Below are 15,495 nucleotides of genomic sequence, written 5' to 3'. Positions count from 1 at the left end.
ACACCCGGCGACAGGGGAGACGAAAAGATGGGTCAGATGCATGTGCGTGCGGCACAAGGGGGCGAGCTCGAGTCCTTGCGGCGGCGTTACCTGGAGCGTGGCGATCTGCCCGAGGGCGGGCTTTCGGCCTCGGTATTGCGTTCCTGGGAACGCTGCCAGCGCCTGGGGCTGGAGATCGGCGAGCGCGGCCGGCCAGCCAATACCACGCGCGCCGACCTGATGCTTGCCCGCGAGCGCAATCTGACGCTGCTCAACCATGCCGGCGGCGTCATGGAGCACCTCTACGAGCAGATCCGCGCCTCGGGCAGCATGGTGCTGCTTGCCGACGCCAGCGGGCTGATCCTGCACGGTATCGGCGACCCGTCCTTCGTCGACCGCGCCAGCCGTGTGGCCCTGCAGCCGGGCGCGAGCTGGAGTGAATGCCAGCGCGGCACCAACGCCATCGGCGCCACCCTGATCGAGCGCGCACCGGTGGAGATCTTCGGTGCCGAGCACTACCTCGAGTGCAACGGCGTACTGACCTGCAGTGCGGCGCCCATCTTCGACTCCAAGGGCGTCTTGCTGGGGGCGCTCGACATCTCCGGCGACCACCGCAAGCCTCAGCCACATACCTTGGGTCTGGCTCGCATGGGGGTGAGGCTGGTCGAACGCCGCATGTTCGAGAGCGAACATGCACGTCATGCCCTTTTTGCCTTCCACAACCGTCCCGAGGGCGTGGGTGGGCTACAGGAGGGCTTGCTCGCAGTGGATGCGGATGGTGAGATCGTGGCGGCAGATCGGCAGGCGCGCATGCTGCTCGGGATAGAGGATCGCCGTATCGGACGTCTGGGGGCGTTCGGCAACCTCTTCCGCAGCGGCTTCGGCACGGTCATCAGCCGTGCGGGTCGCGACCCGGCTGCGCTGATGGAGCTCGAGTTGCGTGATGGAGCGCGCATGTTCGCGCGGGTTCGGGTCAGTCCCGCCTGGAGCGCGAACGCCCATGCCGCGTCGAGCGCTCGCGCCCGCGTCGCGCAGGGCCAGGATCCATCGCGTTCGGCACGTCAGCGCATCACGCTCGAGACCCTGGCCACAGGCGATGCGGGGCTTCAGTTCACCCTCGACCGTTGCGCCAAGGTGATCGGGCGCAAGATCCCGGTGTTGATCCAGGGCGAGTCGGGTTCGGGCAAGGAGTTGCTTGCCCGTGCCTGTCACAACAGCGGGCCGCGTGCGGACGGCCCCTTCGTCGCGGTGAACTGCGCGGCGATTCCCGAGCACCTGATCGAATCCGAACTCTTCGGCTATGTCGGCGGCGCCTTTACCGGCGCGCGCAAGGAGGGCGCCATCGGCCGTATCCAGCAGGCCGATGGCGGCACGCTCTTCCTTGACGAGATCGGCGACATGCCGCTGGCCATGCAGGCCCGGTTGCTGCGTGTGCTTCAGGAGCGCTGCGTGCAGCCGGTGGGCGGCAGCGAACCGGTGGCGGTCGACATCGCCCTACTGTGCGCAACGCACCGCAACCTGGGTGATCTGGCCAGAGCGGGGCAGTTCCGCGAGGATCTGTACTACCGCGTCAATGGCCTGACAGCAATGCTGCCGCCGCTGCGTGAGCGCACCGACCTGCACCAGATCGTGCGCCGCCTGATCGATGGCAGCAGCAATCACCCCGAACCGCGCGCCATTACGGTCGACCCTTCAGCCATGCGTCTGCTCGAAGCGTATGCCTGGCCAGGCAACATCCGTCAGCTGCAGAACGTGCTCGAGGTCGCGCTCGCGTTGCTCGATGCCCATGAGGAGCGCATTCTGCCCGAGCACCTGCCCGAGGAAGTGCAGGGGGCATCGCCGGTCACGCGTGTTGCAGCCGCAGCCCCCGCAAGCGCGTCGGCGATGTCCCCGGCCACTTTGCCGCTGCGCGGCCGCCGCCCCAAGGACATCGATGACGCCATGATCCGCGAAGCGCTCGAGCGTTTCGAGGGCAACCTGTCGGCTGCGGCGCGTCACCTCGGGGTTGCGCGCAATACCTTGTACCGGCGCATGGGCTGCGATTATTGACGCGCTCCGATTGGGCTCCCTGCTTCGCGAGGCTCAATCGGATGACGTGTTGTCGGCCGTGTCCGGCCGCCCGAGCGCAGCTGTCAGCCTTGCCCGGTGGGCTGCACGGTGCAGGCGGATGTCGAGCGCGATCTTGCCGGCGACGAGTATCAGCAGGACCGGTGCGATCGAGCCGCCACCCGACAGGATCACCACGAACATGCCGGCGATCATCGCTACATGCAGTACCACGATGCGCTTGTAGGGATCCCACATGATCTCCGCGAGCTTGCGGCCTGCGTCCTCATTGCGCACGAAGTGGTGGGTGACGAGCGAGAAGCCGTGGCTGATGAAGAAGCCGATCGTCGCCACCACCATGCCCATCTGCTCATGCGCGATCCACTGCAGGATCCCGAACAGGTGCTGGAAGACCACGAAGGGGCCGGGCCACTCCACCGGGCCGACGTAGGGCTCGATCACGTCGCCCGGCATTCCGGCCATGGTGGCGATGCCCATCAGCACCATGCCGTGCCCGGCGCAGAAAAAGCCGTAGTGGAAGATGAAGAACAGGCCTGGCTCGAAGAAGGCGCGCACGCCACCCGCCCGCACCATGCGTACCAGCGTGTAGACGCCGAGCACCAGGTTCTCCAGCCAGTAAACGAGCAATAGGGTCTGCGCCTCCCAGCCGAGGAAGAGCACGCCGAACACTGGCACCAGGTTGGCCGCCACCAGGGCCTGGATGGGCGCGCGATCGGCCCGGGACAGCACGTCAGCCGGTGCGGCCTTGGCATCCAGCGCGAGAGCAGGCAGTGCGGTGGACGTTGGCTGGGCGGCAGCATCCGCAGCGCATGCCCCTGCGCTGGTGATCGGCCGGGGGCAGTCGAGCGCACCGCAGACAACGGCGAGCAGTTCTGCTTCGCCCGGGGTGATGTGGGCGTCGTGGCGTGCGCTGGCGTCGAGCGCCTCCACCAGCCGGCGGCGATAGCCCGGCGCCGTATCGGCCAGGGCATCGAGCGCCTGGTCGAGCGCATCCATGCGGATCTGCGCGATCGGCAGCGGCCCGGTCAGGCCGTCCGCGGGAGCGAGGGCCGCGCCGCGGGCGAAGGCTGCGCGTACGGCCTCGGGTTCGCGCTGTCCGGCATGAGCGAGCACCGACAGCAGCAGGGTGCAGTGTGCCCCGAGCGCCTGCGGTGACACCCGCAGCGGTTGCGGCGTGCGTGGCAGCAGGGCGTCACGCAGCAGGCGCAGCATCAGGAACGCGGACAGGCTGCCGCTGCCGCCGGCGCCCACCACGGCATTGGCCTGGCCGAGCAGGCGTTCGCGCGCGCTGCGCGGGAGTTCGCGCAGGCTGCCGAGGGCGAGCTCCATCAGCGCCAGACGCTGGCCTGCTGGTGGCAGCGATCCGGTGGCGTCGGCGGCCGCGGTGGCGCGTGTCGGCTCGCTGTGGCTCGCCAACGCGGCGATCTGCAGGGTGCGGCGCTGCGGGTCGCGGGAGAACAGCAAGGCGAGTGCGACTGCAGCTGCGCCGTCCGGACTGGCAACGCTGTGGCGCAACGCGCCGGGCAGGGCGTCGAGCGTGTGCTGTGCAGCCTCCAGGGCTGCTGCCGGTGGTGACGCGAAGGCGAGCGGGACGAGCTCGAGTGTTGCCCTTGGGCTCGCGCTCATCGCCGGGGCAGGGGGGGCGGACGGCAAGGCGATCGACGCGCTGGCCGGCGCCGCGGGCTCGACCAGGCCGGCAGGTGCGAGGGTATCCATCTCCCTGGCGGCCGTTGCGGGTGTCGTCGCAGCGACTGCGTCGGCAAGGTCCGGGGCCGCCACGCGGCCGCCGCTAAGACGCCGGATGCGCTCGGCCAGCGGCGGGTGGGTGGCGAGCAGGCCGCCCGCGCTGCGCAGGGCGCTGGCGCTGCTGCGGCCGTCGAACAGCATGTGGCTCACCGCCTCGCCCTGGCCGTGCGCCAGGCCGCTGGCCTGCTGCGCCACCTTGTGCAGGGCGCCCAACAGGCCTTGCGGGTTGCGGGTGAATTGCACCGCCGAGGCATCGGCGAGGAATTCACGCTGGCGAGACACTGCGGCACGCACCAGGCGGCCGGCAAGCCCGGTGAGATAGCCGGCCACCACCAGCACCAGGCCGAGCACGACGAGGCCATTCTTGTCCTTGCCCGAGCTGCGTCCGCCGCCGCTGCGCAGTAGCACGCGCCCGGCACCGGCGAGCATGAAGAGCCCGTGCAGTACCCCCACGAGGCGCATGTTGAGTCGCATGTCGCCATTGAGGATGTGGCTGAACTCGTGGGCGATCACGCCCTGAAGCTCGTCGCGGGTGAGGCGGTCGAGTGCGCCGCGTGTGACCGCCACCACTGCCGCGCGCGGATGGTCGCCGGCGGCAAAGGCGTTGATCGCGGTTTCGTCCTCCAGCACATACACCGGTGGCGCCGGAATACCGGCAGCAATCGCCATCTCGTCGGCGAGGTTGATCAGCCGGCGCTCGGCCGCATCCGTGGTATTGCGTGCCACCAGCCGCCCACCCAGCGTGCGTGCCACCGCCTCGCCGCCGCCAGCGGCCAGCGCGGCGACCTTCCAGGCCGAGCCCCCGCCGATGACGCCCCCTACCGCCAGCGCGACGATCAGGAACAGGCCGGGCTGCCACAAGGCGATTTCCTCGCCGTACTCGCCTGCGGTCATCGGCAGCAGCGCGAGATAGACCAGTACGATGCACGCGGCCAGCGCGCAGCCGAAGCCGAGCAGCAGCCAGCGCCCGGCGCGGCGTGCGCGGTCCTGTTCGGCGAAGAAGTCCATCGCCCCGCCGGGCTCAGCGGTTGCCGAAGCTTACCCGCGGCGCCTGGCGCGCCTCGGCGTTCTCCAGCTGCCAGAGTTCGGCGGCCGTGAAGTTGAAGCTGTTGGCAACGATGCTGTCGGGGAACTGCTCGCGTCGCGTGTTGTAGGTCATGACCGCATCGTTGTAGGCCTGGCGGGCGAAGGCGATGCGGTTCTCGGTGCTGGCCAGCTCTTCCTGCAGCTGCGCCATGTTCTGGTTGGCCTTGAGGTCGGGATAAGCCTCGGCGAGGGCAAAGAAGCGGGTGAGCATCCCGCCCAGTGCGGCTTCGGCGCTCGCCAGCTCGCCGACCGCGCCGGCACCCAGTGCGCCAGCGTCAGCGCCCGAGGTGCCCGCTGCGCGCTGGGCGGCGGAGTGGGCGCGGTTGCGCGCCGCGATCACCGCCTCCAGCGTCTCGCGCTCGTGCGCCATGTAGCCCTTGGCGGTCTCGACCAGGTTGGGGATCAGGTCGTAGCGCCGCTGCAGCTGCACGTCGATCTGCGAGAAGGCGTTCCTGACCCGGTTGCGCAGCACCACCAGGCCGTTGTAGATGACGATGCCGTAGCCGATGACGCCGGCCACCAGCGCGAGGATGATCCATTCCATGAGCTTGCCCTCCTTGAGCCGGTATCCTGCCAGAATTCCGGCCGTGACTGCGTGCGGGTGCTCATGCTCCCAAGGCACATCGCTTTCAACCCCTCGCGGCTGGCGCCGCTCCTACGGGAAACCCTCACGCACGTCGCCCGCTGTAGGAGCGGCGCCAGCCGCGAGCTCTTGAAGGTGGTGGCGCAGGGACTCCACCACGCCGCCGCAATCAGAAGCGGTAGCTTGCGCTCGCCCCCGCGTACCAGCTGCGCTCGGGGCCGGGCTCGTAGTAGCGGCCGTTGCTGTCGCCGACGATGACCGAGCCGACGTGCTTGCGGTCGAACACGTTGTCGATGCGGAGCAGCTGGCCAAACGTCCATGGGCCCTGTTGCTGTTCCGCCGAGAGCCGCAGGTTGAACAAGGTGTAGCTGGGTGCCGCTCTGTCGATGTTGCGGTCATGCACTTCGAGTTTGTCGCGGTAGATCACCTCGCCCGCGAGTGTGACCGCTTCGATCGGTTTCCAGGCGAGCTCGGCATAGGCGCTGAGCTTGGGAATGCCTGGCAGGCGGTTTCCGGCCGGGATCGTGACGTCGGCCATCCCGATCCGGGTGGTGAAGGCCTCGTCGTACTCGGCTTTCAGATAGGTGAATGAGGCGCGTGCCGTCAAGTTGTGCGCGAGTTCGGACTCGAGCGCCAGCTCCAGGCCCTGGCGCAAGGTCTTGCCGGCATTCTTGAAGGTCGTGCGCCCGTCAATCGAGCGCGCAACGACGATCTCATCCTCGGTCTCGATCCTGAACACGGCCGCATTGACGCGCGTCGAGTCGCCAACGAAGGTCTTGATGCCCAGTTCGGCTTGCCGGCTGGTGGAGGGCTTCAGGCCGAGGTTGAAGGAACCGTCAGCCGGTGAGTAGGAGAGCTCGTTGAGCGTCGGCGTCTCGAAGCCCAGGCCGGCGCTGGCATAGACGTTCGTGACCGGGCTCAGTGCATAGACCACGCCAAGGGCCGGCGTGGTCTCGCTGTAGCGCGCGCTGCCGCTGTCGTCGCCGTTGATGCCCACGATGTAGCGGTCGTCGACCTTGAACGCCACCCGCGAGTGGCGGACGCCCGCCGACCACTGCCAGGGGCCATGCTTCCACAGGGCCTGGATATAGGGGTCCGTGCTGGTGATGGTGTCGATTTCCTTGCGGCGCAGATTGCCCTTGACGCCGAGCGTGGTGCCGATGAAGTTCTCGTAACCGCGGCGGTCGTCCTCCGAGCGGTCGTAGTCGAGGCCGACGGTGAGGGTCAGTTCGCCGTCGCCGAGGCTGCGCTGGGCGATCCAGCGTGCGCCGAGACCGTAGAAGTCGCGGTCGAAATCGACCACGCCGCCGGCGTGGCGGGCGTTGCCCTGCGGCCCGGTGGGAATCGACTGATACTGCGTGACGCTGCGCCGCCCTGTGTAGGCCGAAAGCTGCAGCCTGTCCTCGCCGAAGCGGCGTTCGTAGGTTGCGCCACCCTGCAGGTGGTGGATGCTCTTGCGCGTGTTATAGCGCACGGCAAAGGGGCGTTTCGGCGTTTCCGTGTCAGCAGGGTCGATCGTCAAGGACCGGGGGTCGTTCTGGTAGCTTGCCCACGTCACCCCCAGCGGGTCCTGGGTGTCGGGCTGGCGCAGGCCGTTCGCCACCAGCGTCAGCGTGCTGTCCTCGTCCGGGCGGAAGCTGAGCTTGGCAAAGCCCTGGTCGCGCCGGGTCTTGCTGTGGTCGCGGTAGCCATCGGTGTCGAAGCGCGAGGCATCGACGATGAAGCCGACGCCGGACTGCTCGCCCTCCAGGCCGACGCCGATCTTGGTCGTGCCCCAGCTGCCGCCGAGCACGCTGGCGCGCATGCGCGGTGCGCCTTCGCCGGTGCGCGAGAAGAGCTGGATGACACCGCCCGCGTGGTTACCGTACACGGTGGAGAAGGGGCCGCGCATCACTTCGATGCGTTCGGCGGTGTCGAGGTTGAAGGTGGCGGCCTGGCCCTGGCCGTCCGGGTTGCTGGCGGGGATGCCGTCGGCGATCAGCTTGACGCCGCGCACGCCGAAAGCGGCGCGGGCACCGAAGCCGCGCACCGATATCTGCAGGTCCTGGGCGTAGTTCTGGCGATTCTGGATGACCAGGCCGGGGACGCCGGCCAGTGCCTCCGAGGCATTCACGCCGAGGTTGCCCGCCTGGTTGGCGCGCATGTCGACCGCATCGACCGAGAAGGGTAGATCGAAACTGTTGGTCTCGACCCGGCTACCGGTGACCACGACCGGATTGAGCGTGACGGCGCTTTGATCGGCCGTTGCTGCGTCTTGCGCGCCGGCTACACAGGCGAAGCCCGCCAAGGCGCCAGGGATGCCGAGTCGAAGCAGGCGGGCGATGGGTCGGGGGGCAGGGGTGCTCACGGCGCGGGGTGTGGCGGTCACGGTCGGAATCCTTTGCGGGTCTTGGCTTGACCCCGATTCTCGCCGATGGCCGGCAGTGCCCGCCTCATGGCAAGCCCGAGCGCCACCTACAGAAAATCATTAGCCGCCCGCTCCACACGTGCCCGGTGTGCAGCGTAAAAGTGGCGGCATCGCCTCAGTCCGTGCGCCAGTGGCTGAAGTCGCCATGGACGGCGAAGTGCTCGAGGGCCCCGATCAGTGCCGCCGCCATTGCCGGCTCGAACGGGCTGTGGCCAGCGCCGTCGACCAGGCGCAGGCGGCTGCCCGGCAGGGCACGGTGCAGGCGCAGCGCATTGCGCGCGCGGCACACCAGATCGAGCCGGCCATGGATCAGCGCAGTGGGCATGGCGGTGATGCGGCGAGCGGCCTCGAGCACGCCGTCCTCGTCGAGGAAGCAGCGGTGGGCGAGGTAGTGTGCCTGCACGCGGTATTTGTCGATCAGTGCCCTGATGGCGGCATCGTCGCGCGCGGGTGGCGCGGGGGCCGCTTGCCCCGGCGCGATCACGGCGTTCTCCCATGCCGCCCAGGCCAGCGCCGCACGGGCAGCGGCCTGCGCGTCGGGGCCGCCCAGCGCGGCACACAGAGCGGCGAGGGCGCGCCCTTCGGCCGCCTCGGGCAGGGCTGCGCACAGCGCTGACCAGGCCTCGGCGCAGATTGCACCCACGCCTTCCGCGCCGAAGAACCAGTCGAGGTCGGCCTGCCCGCAGAGAAAGCTGCCGCGCAGGATGGCGCCCAGGCAGGCTTGCGGATGCGCGCTGCAGTAGGCCAGGGCGAGTGCGGCTCCCCACGAGCCGCCAAAGACCAGCCAGCGCTCGATCCCAAGGTGCAAGCGCAGGCGCTCGATGTCCTCGACCAGCTCGCGGGTCGTGTTGGCATGGCAGTCGCCGCGCGGTGTGCTGCGCCCGCAGCCGCGCTGGTCGAAGAGCACGACATGGAAGCGCGCAGGGTCGAAGAGCTGGCGCTGGCGAGGGCTGCAGCCGCTCCCCGGTCCGCCGTGCAGGAACAGTACGGGGAGGCCTTCGGCATGGCCGCAGCGTTCGAAGTACAGGCGATGACCGTCGCCGACGTCTAGCACGCCGTGGGCGAGGGGTGGCAAGGGCGGGAAGAGCGGGGCGTCTGGCGGCAAGGCTGCTCGGTGTGATCGGTATGGCTGGGCGCGCGGGCGCAGGACATCACAGCGGCCGCTGCGATCGCCTTGCCGGAGCCGGTCAGAACTTCTCCGGCCGCATTACCGTCACGTCTGCCATGAAGAGGATCATGGCGTAGTTGTCGTAGTAGTGGGCCTGCAGGTGGGCAGCAATGGCATCGGCGGTCGCTTCGTCGCACACCACTTCGATGCGGATGTTGCTGCTCGTGTCCCAGGCCGAGGTGCGTGCCCCTCTGGCGCCCTTGCCGCGGGCATCGCTTACCGTATAGCCATGGGCGCCGAGACGCTCCAGGTCCTTGACGAGCAGGTTTTCGAGGGCGGCCTCGGTGACGATGGTCAGCAGCTTGCGCACATGGCGGTTCATCGGTTCGGTCTCGAGTCTGGAAAGGGCTCCGCGGTCAGGGCAGGGGCAAGGCCCGCAACCCTGGGTGGGATACTACCGCGAGGCCAGCGGCGGGAACAGGGTGGGATCGGTGCGGACGCCAGTTCGTCAGGCCGCGGGGCGTGCCCGGATGTCGGTTCGTCCGTGCCAGGGTGAGAGGTCGGGGCGTCGAGGTGCCAGCGTCAGATCGCCATGCAGGCGCCTCAGGTGCTCCATTTCCTGCTGCACCTCGGTGGGCTGAGCATCGGCGCCGAATATCGGGACGAAGCGCCCGCTCGTGCCGCGATGCTCATCGTGCCCGAATGCTTCCAGCACGCATGCAAGGAGATCAGCGCGCGATGGCCCGTCTGTCTTCTGGTCCAGATGGAAAAGCATCCAGACGCCATCGGCGCTGATCGCCTCGACCATGCGCAGGTCGTGACCGCCAGCGGGCTGCACCTTGCACATCCGCATGTCAGGCATGCCTGTGTGCCCCTGCGAGTCGATCCACAGGCCGAGCAGGGCATCGTGCATGCGGACCGAGGGCTTGCGGCTGCCGAGGACCGACAGCAAGCCGGTCAGCTCGTGGCGCAGGCATTCCAGCTCCTCCGGTGCGCTCAGCAGCGCGGCGTCACGGCTTCGATGAGTCGAAGCCGCTACGGCGCTTTCGTGTACAGCACAGTCCATTGACGTACGCCCTCCTGTCGTTGCTCTCGGCCCTGGATGACCCTGGGATGGGTCGTCGCCTTCCTGCCGGAAATTCTGACAAGCTCAATCAATCAGATAAAGTCGATTAATATTTATGAACGCGCAGATTTTTACGAATCCTTTACGCTCATGAACCTCAAACACCTCCGCTATTTCTGGACCGTCGCCCATACCGGCAGCGTCGCTAGCGCAGCGAAGCGCCTGCATCTGACGCCGCAGACGGTCAGCGCCCAGATCAACCTGTTCGAAGAGGAGGTGGGGGTGCCTCTGCTGCGCCCGGCGGGCCGCGGGCTCGAACTGACCGAAGCGGGGCGGATCGCCCTCTCGTTTGCCGACGAGATGTTCGCCCTGGGCGATGAAATGCTCTCGTCGCTGCGCGCGCACTCTTGCCGCGCGCTGCCCGCCTTCAGGGTCGGCGTCTCTGTGGTCGTGCCCAAGTCGCTCACCCGTCAGCTGCTGGCCTCGCTGAAGGCGCTCTCCGAGCCGGTCCGGCTGATCTGTCGCGAAGGGCAGATCGACTGGCTGCTCGGCGAACTGGCGCTGCATCGCCTGGATATGGTGCTGGCTGACCGTCCCATGCCGGCGGGGCTTTCGGTCCGCTGCCATAGCCACAAACTGGGCGAGAGCGCCGTGTCCTTCCTGGCCGCTCCGGCCCTGGCGGATCGCTGCGGAGCCTTCCCGGGTTGCCTGCATGGGGCTCCGCTCCTGCTCCCGGGGCCGAATGCGGCGGTGCGCAGCGAGATCGAGCGCTGGCTGGGCGAAGCACGCCTGTCGCCGCAGGTGGTCGGGGAGTTTGACGATAGTGCGCTGATGAAGGCCTTTGCCCAGGCGGGAGAAGGCTTCTTCCCGGCACCTGCGATCCTCTCGGAAGAGATCGGCGCCCGCTATGGCGTCAGGGAGGTGGGGCGGGTGGAGCAGGTGCGCGAAGCGTTCTGGCTGATCAGCACCGAACGCCACGTCAAGCAACCCGCAGTACGTGCCGTCCTCGAGGCTGCACGCACGGCACTGTTCGTGCCATACGCTGCGTAGGCAAACGGAGCAACGGAATGCCCCCGGGCCTGAACCGCCCGCAGCGCGAGGGACTCGAGGCGAGGGGGGCTCAAGATTTTCATGAGGCCAGCTTCCGCACTTTCGTGATGCGAATTATTCCTCGTCCAGCCAATCTTACTCACACGGTCGGCTCACCGGTCGGCGGTGCCGACAAGCGGTGCCGATCCCACCCAGAGACGAGACAGGAGACGACCATGAAATGGGAAACCCCCGCAGCCAGCGACATGCGCTTCGGCTTTGAAATCACCATGTACATCGCCAACCGCTAAGGCGTGATCCGGGGCGACACGGTGCGTGTCCCCGCGCCGTGTCGCCCTTTTTGCGTGCGCGCCCTGTGCGTGCATGGCCCGCACGGGTCGACCCGGCCAGCGCGTGGCCCGAGGAGAACCGATGAAGATCCGCGTGCTCGGTTCCGCCGCCGGTGGCGGCTTCCCGCAGTGGAATTGCAACTGTCCCAATTGCGACGGCCTGCGCAAGGGCCGTATCCGCGCCCAGGCCCGCACCCAATCGTCGATCGCCGTCAGCGGTGACGACGAGAACTGGGTGCTGTTCAACGCATCCCCCGACGTGCTGCAGCAGATCCGCAGCTTTCCCGCGCTGCAACCCGCGCGTGCGCTGCGCGACACCGGCATCGCCGCGATCGTGTTGATCGACGCCCAGATCGACCACACCACCGGCCTCTACATGCTGCGCGAGCACCGCCAGCCATGGCCGGTGTGGTGCACCGCCTGCGTTCGCGAGGACCTGTCGGTGGGCAACCCGGTGTTCGGCGTGCTCGGCCATTACAGCGGCATCGCCTGGCGCGAGCTGCCGCTGCAGACGCGCTTCGCCATCGACGGCGCGCCCGGGCTCGGCTTCGAGGCCCTGGCGCTGACCAGCAACGCGCCACCGTACTCGCCGCACCGCGATTGCCCGCAGGCGGGCGACAACATCGGCGTCACCCTGGTCGATGCGGCGAGCGGCAAGCGGCTGTTCTACGCCCCCGGCCTGGGCGAGATGGAGCCCCACGTGTGGGCCGCCATGCAGGCTGCGGATTGCGTGCTGGTCGACGGCACGCTGTGGACCGACGACGAGATGATCCGCCTTGGCGCCTCGCAGAAGACCTCGCGCGCCATGGGCCACCTGCCGCAATCCGGCCCCGGCGGCATGCTCGAGTGGCTGGACAGGCTGCCGGGGACTACGCGCAAGGTGCTGATCCACATCAACAACACCAACCCGATCCTCGACGAGGACAGCCGCGAGCGCGCCGAACTGGCTGCGCACGGCATCGAGGTCGCCTTCGACGGCATGGAGATCGCGCTGTGAGCTACATCGAACAATCGAGCATCGAACATACCGCGGCGCTGATCACCAGTACCGGCGATCAGCCGCCATGGTCTCCCGAAGAGTTCGAGGCCCTGCTGCGCGAGAAGGGCACGAGCTACCACATCTACCATCCCTTCCACGTCATGATGGCCGAGGGCAAGCTCACCCGCGAACAGCTCCAGGGCTGGGTGGCAAATCGCTTCTACTACCAGATCTCGATCCCGGTGAAGGACGCGGCCATCCTGTCCAACTGCCCGGAGCGCGCGATCCGCCGCGAATGGATCCAGCGCATCCTCGACCACGACGGCTTCGAGATCGGGGACATCAAGGACCCCGGCGGCATCGAGGCCTGGATCCGGCTCGGCGAGGCCACCGGCCTCAGCCGCGACGACGTCACTTCGCTGCGCTTCGTCGCGCCGGCCACGCGCTTCGCGGTCGACGCCTACATCAACTTCGCCCGCCAGCGCCCCTGGCAGGAGGCGGTGGCCTCCAGCCTCACGGAGCTCTTCGCGCCGCACATCCACCATCAGCGCCTGGACACCTGGCCGACGCACTACCCCTGGGTGGACACCGCCGGCCTGCAGTACTTCCGCAACCGCCTCACCCAGGCGCGGCGCGACGTCGAGCACGGCCTGCGCTTCACGCTCGACTACTTCAGCCAGAGCCGGGCGATGCAGCAGCGCGCGCTCGACATCCTGCAGTTCAAGCTCGACGTGCTGTGGGCGATGGCCGACGCCATCATGCTGAGTCAATGCAAGGTGGCGATCGTGGGCCCGCGCAAGGGGGCGCACGATGAGTGACACCTCGGCGATCGGCGCGACCGCCACGCCGCGCGTCTCCAAGCGCTTCCGCCTGCAGTGGGAAGAGGCGCAGCAGGCCTGGGTGCTGCTCTACCCGGAAGGCATGGTCAAACTCAACCAGAGCGCGGGCGAGATCCTGCGCCGCTGCGACGGTGTGAGCAGCGTCGCCGAGGTGGTCGCCGACCTGGAGCAGGCTTTCGCCACCGCCGGGCTCGAAGCCGACGTCGTTGCCTTTCTCGAGCTGGCGCGCAAGCAGCAGTGGATCGATATGTGAGGTGAGGCCATGAATGCGCCCGAAGTCGTTAAACACCAGCCCGGCCCGCCGCTGTGGCTGCTGGCCGAGCTGACCTACCGCTGTCCGCTGCACTGCGTGTTCTGCTACAACCCGGTCGATTTCGCCCATGCGCCGGACGAACTGTGCACCGACGACTGGCTGCGCGTACTGCGCGAGGCACGCGCAGCGGGCAGTGTGCAGTGCGGCTTCTCCGGCGGCGAGCCGCTGCTGCGCGACGACCTCGAGGTGCTGGTCGCGGAGGCGCACAAGCTCGGCTTCTATACCAACCTGCTCACTTCGGGCGTCGGCCTCACGGATGCGCGCGCGCGGGCGCTCAAGGACGCCGGCCTCGACCACATCCAGCTCTCGTTCCAGGACTCGACAAGGGAGCTCAACGACTTCCTGTCGCACACCCGCACCTTCGAGCTCAAGCAGAAGGTGGCCGCCACCATCAATGACCACGGCTGGCCGATGGTGATGAACTGCGTGATCCACCGCCTCAACATCGACTACATCGACCGCATCATCGACATGGCGGTCGAGCTCGGCGCCGAGTACCTGGAGCTCGCCAACAGCCAGTACTACTCGTGGGCGATGCTCAACCGCGACCAGCTGCTGCCCTCGCGCGAACAGATCGAGCGCGCCGAGCGCGTCACCAACGAGCGCCGCCAGCACTACGGCGAGCGCATCCGCATCTTCTTCGTCGTGCCCGACTATCACGAGACGCGGCCCAAGAAGTGCATGAACGGCTGGGGCAACGTCTTCCTCACCATCACCCCCGACGGCACCGCCTTGCCTTGCCACACAGCGCGCATGCTGCCCGGTCTCGCCTTCCCCAATGTGCGCGACCTGGACGTGCGCAGCATCTGGTTCGACTCCGAGGGCTTCAACCGCTATCGGGGCAAGGGCTGGATGAAGGCGCCCTGTCGCAGCTGCCCGGAGCAGGAGAAGGATCTCGGTGGCTGCCGCTGCCAGGCCTTCATGCTCACCGGCGACCCCGCGGCAGCCGACCCGGTGTGCGACAAGTCGCCCGCGCACCACAAGGTGGTGGAGGCCGTGGTGCGCGCCGAGCGCGGCGAGGTTGCAGTGGTGGCGAAGCCGCTGGTGTTCCGCGGGCCTGAGGAGTCGCGGCGGCGCCTTGCCGGGCTGGCCGGGATGAAGTGAGCGCCGTCCAGCCCGGCTCCGGGCGCGGATGCCGGCCTAGCGCCCTGTCTTGCGGTGTTGGCCGGCAGAAGCAGAAAGCCCGGCACGTTGGCCGGGCTTTGCTTCATGCAGTGTGCGATGCCGCCGGAGCGGATCAGGTGCCGCGCACCTTGTACCACATGGCGTAGGCCCAGCACGCCGCGCAGAAGCCGCTGACGAGGTCGATGAAGGCGAACACCATCAGTACGGCGGCCGGGATCAGGCCGATCTCAGAGCCCATCAGCCAGGTGACGAACATGATCGTGCCGGCGATCGCCACCAGCTTGTCGGCGAACATCTTGGCCCCGGCGTTGATCGGCTTGGCCATGCCCAGCTTGCGGGTGAGGGCGGAGAAAGCGAGATAGGACGGGCACTTGTGGGGTGACACGAAGCCGCGCAGTGCACCGCCCAGCGCGAGGATGATCGCTACCCACTGGTAGGGCGTAAAGAAGTAGATGGCGCTCACCGCCAGGGTGACAGCGGCCTGGAAGCGATAGGCGTTGGAGCAGACGGGGGCGATGTCGAAGCGCAGCATGACAGGTCCTCGAGTGGAAGTTGGGTTGTCATGAAGTATATCAGCGAATTCTGATTTATCAAGGCATCGCCGCGGTGGGCTCTCCCGTAGGAGCGGCGCCAGCCGCGAGCCTTTCATCGCACCCGCCCCACGCCCATCGCCTTCAACCCCTCGCGGCTCGCGCCGCTCCTACGGCGGGAACGGACACCGCGGCACTCTCCCGTAGGAGCGGCGCCAGCCGCGAGCCTTTCATCGCACCCGCTCGACGCCCATCGCCTTCAACCCCTCGCGGCTGGCGCCGCTCCTA

The 15,495-nt window shown here is 68.1% G+C and carries 14 protein-coding genes; 7 read left to right on the top strand and 7 right to left on the bottom strand.

The features are described from left to right. Positions 1 to 27: 27 nt before the first annotated feature. Positions 28 to 2,028, top strand: a complete 2,001-nt coding sequence (locus C662_RS08675; protein ID WP_002927512.1) for a sigma-54-dependent Fis family transcriptional regulator — start codon at positions 28 to 30, stop codon at positions 2,026 to 2,028. 33 nt (positions 2,029 to 2,061) lie between these two features. On the opposite strand, the gene C662_RS08670 is transcribed toward C662_RS08675, so the two are convergent. The 6 genes from C662_RS08670 to C662_RS08645 all read right to left on the bottom strand — a co-directional run bounded on the left by C662_RS08670 (position 2,062) and on the right by C662_RS08645 (position 10,042). Beyond that, positions 2,062 to 4,800, bottom strand: coding sequence for a DUF6498-containing protein (locus C662_RS08670; RefSeq protein WP_002927509.1), 2,739 nt, complete (start codon positions 4,798 to 4,800; stop codon positions 2,062 to 2,064). 13 nt (positions 4,801 to 4,813) lie between these two features. Continuing rightward, positions 4,814 to 5,422 (bottom strand): LemA family protein, encoded by a 609-nt coding sequence (locus C662_RS08665; RefSeq protein ID WP_002927505.1) that lies wholly within the window; start codon positions 5,420 to 5,422, stop codon positions 4,814 to 4,816. 208 nt (positions 5,423 to 5,630) lie between these two features. Next, the gene (locus tag C662_RS08660; protein WP_002927504.1) at positions 5,631 to 7,829 is read right to left on the bottom strand and encodes a TonB-dependent receptor family protein; all 2,199 of its coding nucleotides are present in this window, start codon (positions 7,827 to 7,829) and stop codon (positions 5,631 to 5,633) included. Between the two features lie 154 nt (positions 7,830 to 7,983). Continuing rightward, positions 7,984 to 8,973, bottom strand: a complete 990-nt coding sequence (pip, locus tag C662_RS08655) for a prolyl aminopeptidase (RefSeq protein ID WP_002927503.1) — start codon at positions 8,971 to 8,973, stop codon at positions 7,984 to 7,986. Between the two features lie 82 nt (positions 8,974 to 9,055). After that, the gene (locus C662_RS08650) at positions 9,056 to 9,358 is read right to left on the bottom strand and encodes a P-II family nitrogen regulator (protein WP_002927502.1); all 303 of its coding nucleotides are present in this window, start codon (positions 9,356 to 9,358) and stop codon (positions 9,056 to 9,058) included. 126 nt (positions 9,359 to 9,484) lie between these two features. Further along, positions 9,485 to 10,042 (bottom strand): hypothetical protein, encoded by a 558-nt coding sequence (locus C662_RS08645; RefSeq protein ID WP_002927501.1) that lies wholly within the window; start codon positions 10,040 to 10,042, stop codon positions 9,485 to 9,487. Between the two features lie 36 nt (positions 10,043 to 10,078). Between C662_RS08645 and nhaR the strand changes: the two genes are divergently transcribed. From nhaR to pqqE, 6 genes are all read left to right on the top strand, one after another. After that, positions 10,079 to 11,092 carry a transcriptional activator NhaR gene (gene nhaR, locus C662_RS08640; RefSeq protein ID WP_232433246.1) on the top strand — a complete coding sequence of 338 codons (1,014 nt, stop codon included), beginning with the start codon at positions 10,079 to 10,081 and terminating at the stop codon, positions 11,090 to 11,092. 215 nt (positions 11,093 to 11,307) lie between these two features. Continuing rightward, complete coding sequence (gene pqqA, locus C662_RS20645) at positions 11,308 to 11,382, top strand: pyrroloquinoline quinone precursor peptide PqqA (RefSeq protein WP_002927495.1); 75 nt, start codon at positions 11,308 to 11,310, stop codon at positions 11,380 to 11,382. Positions 11,383 to 11,503: 121 nt separating this feature from the next. After that, a complete protein-coding gene (gene pqqB, locus C662_RS08630) occupies positions 11,504 to 12,418 on the top strand; it encodes a pyrroloquinoline quinone biosynthesis protein PqqB (RefSeq protein ID WP_002927494.1) in 915 nt (304 codons plus the stop codon). Beyond that, complete coding sequence (gene pqqC / locus C662_RS08625; RefSeq protein ID WP_002927491.1) at positions 12,415 to 13,218, top strand: pyrroloquinoline-quinone synthase PqqC; 804 nt, start codon at positions 12,415 to 12,417, stop codon at positions 13,216 to 13,218. The genes pqqB and pqqC overlap by 4 nt, the downstream gene beginning before the upstream one ends. Beyond that, a complete protein-coding gene (gene pqqD, locus C662_RS08620) occupies positions 13,211 to 13,492 on the top strand; it encodes a pyrroloquinoline quinone biosynthesis peptide chaperone PqqD (protein WP_002927490.1) in 282 nt (93 codons plus the stop codon). Before pqqC ends, pqqD begins: the two co-directional genes overlap by 8 nt. A gap of 9 nt (positions 13,493 to 13,501) precedes the next feature. Beyond that, a complete protein-coding gene (gene pqqE, locus C662_RS08615) occupies positions 13,502 to 14,656 on the top strand; it encodes a pyrroloquinoline quinone biosynthesis protein PqqE (protein ID WP_002927486.1) in 1,155 nt (384 codons plus the stop codon). A gap of 133 nt (positions 14,657 to 14,789) precedes the next feature. On the opposite strand, the gene C662_RS08610 is transcribed toward pqqE, so the two are convergent. Further along, complete coding sequence (locus tag C662_RS08610; RefSeq protein ID WP_002927484.1) at positions 14,790 to 15,209, bottom strand: DUF4395 family protein; 420 nt, start codon at positions 15,207 to 15,209, stop codon at positions 14,790 to 14,792. Between the last annotated feature and the right edge of the window lie 286 nt (positions 15,210 to 15,495).

It is taken from the genome of Thauera sp. 28 (assembly GCF_000310145.2).
GTDB lineage: Bacteria > Pseudomonadota > Gammaproteobacteria > Burkholderiales > Rhodocyclaceae > Thauera > Thauera mechernichensis.
Note: the sequence above shows the minus strand (reverse complement) of the source record. Positions and strands in the feature narration are given on the sequence as shown.

Coding starts and splice junctions, on each gene's coding strand:
- pqqD (WP_002927490.1), top strand. CDS start 13,211: ATGAGTGACACCTCGGCGATCGGCGCGACCGCCACGCCGCGCGTCTCC.
- C662_RS08610 (WP_002927484.1), bottom strand. CDS start 15,209: ATGCTGCGCTTCGACATCGCCCCCGTCTGCTCCAACGCCTATCGCTTC.
- C662_RS08645 (WP_002927501.1), bottom strand. CDS start 10,042: ATGGACTGTGCTGTACACGAAAGCGCCGTAGCGGCTTCGACTCATCGA.
- nhaR (WP_232433246.1), top strand. CDS start 10,079: ATGACCCTGGGATGGGTCGTCGCCTTCCTGCCGGAAATTCTGACAAGC.
- pqqB (WP_002927494.1), top strand. CDS start 11,504: ATGAAGATCCGCGTGCTCGGTTCCGCCGCCGGTGGCGGCTTCCCGCAG.
- C662_RS08665 (WP_002927505.1), bottom strand. CDS start 5,422: ATGGAATGGATCATCCTCGCGCTGGTGGCCGGCGTCATCGGCTACGGC.
- C662_RS08670 (WP_002927509.1), bottom strand. CDS start 4,800: ATGGACTTCTTCGCCGAACAGGACCGCGCACGCCGCGCCGGGCGCTGG.
- C662_RS08675 (WP_002927512.1), top strand. CDS start 28: ATGGGTCAGATGCATGTGCGTGCGGCACAAGGGGGCGAGCTCGAGTCC.
- pqqE (WP_002927486.1), top strand. CDS start 13,502: ATGAATGCGCCCGAAGTCGTTAAACACCAGCCCGGCCCGCCGCTGTGG.
- C662_RS08650 (WP_002927502.1), bottom strand. CDS start 9,358: ATGAACCGCCATGTGCGCAAGCTGCTGACCATCGTCACCGAGGCCGCC.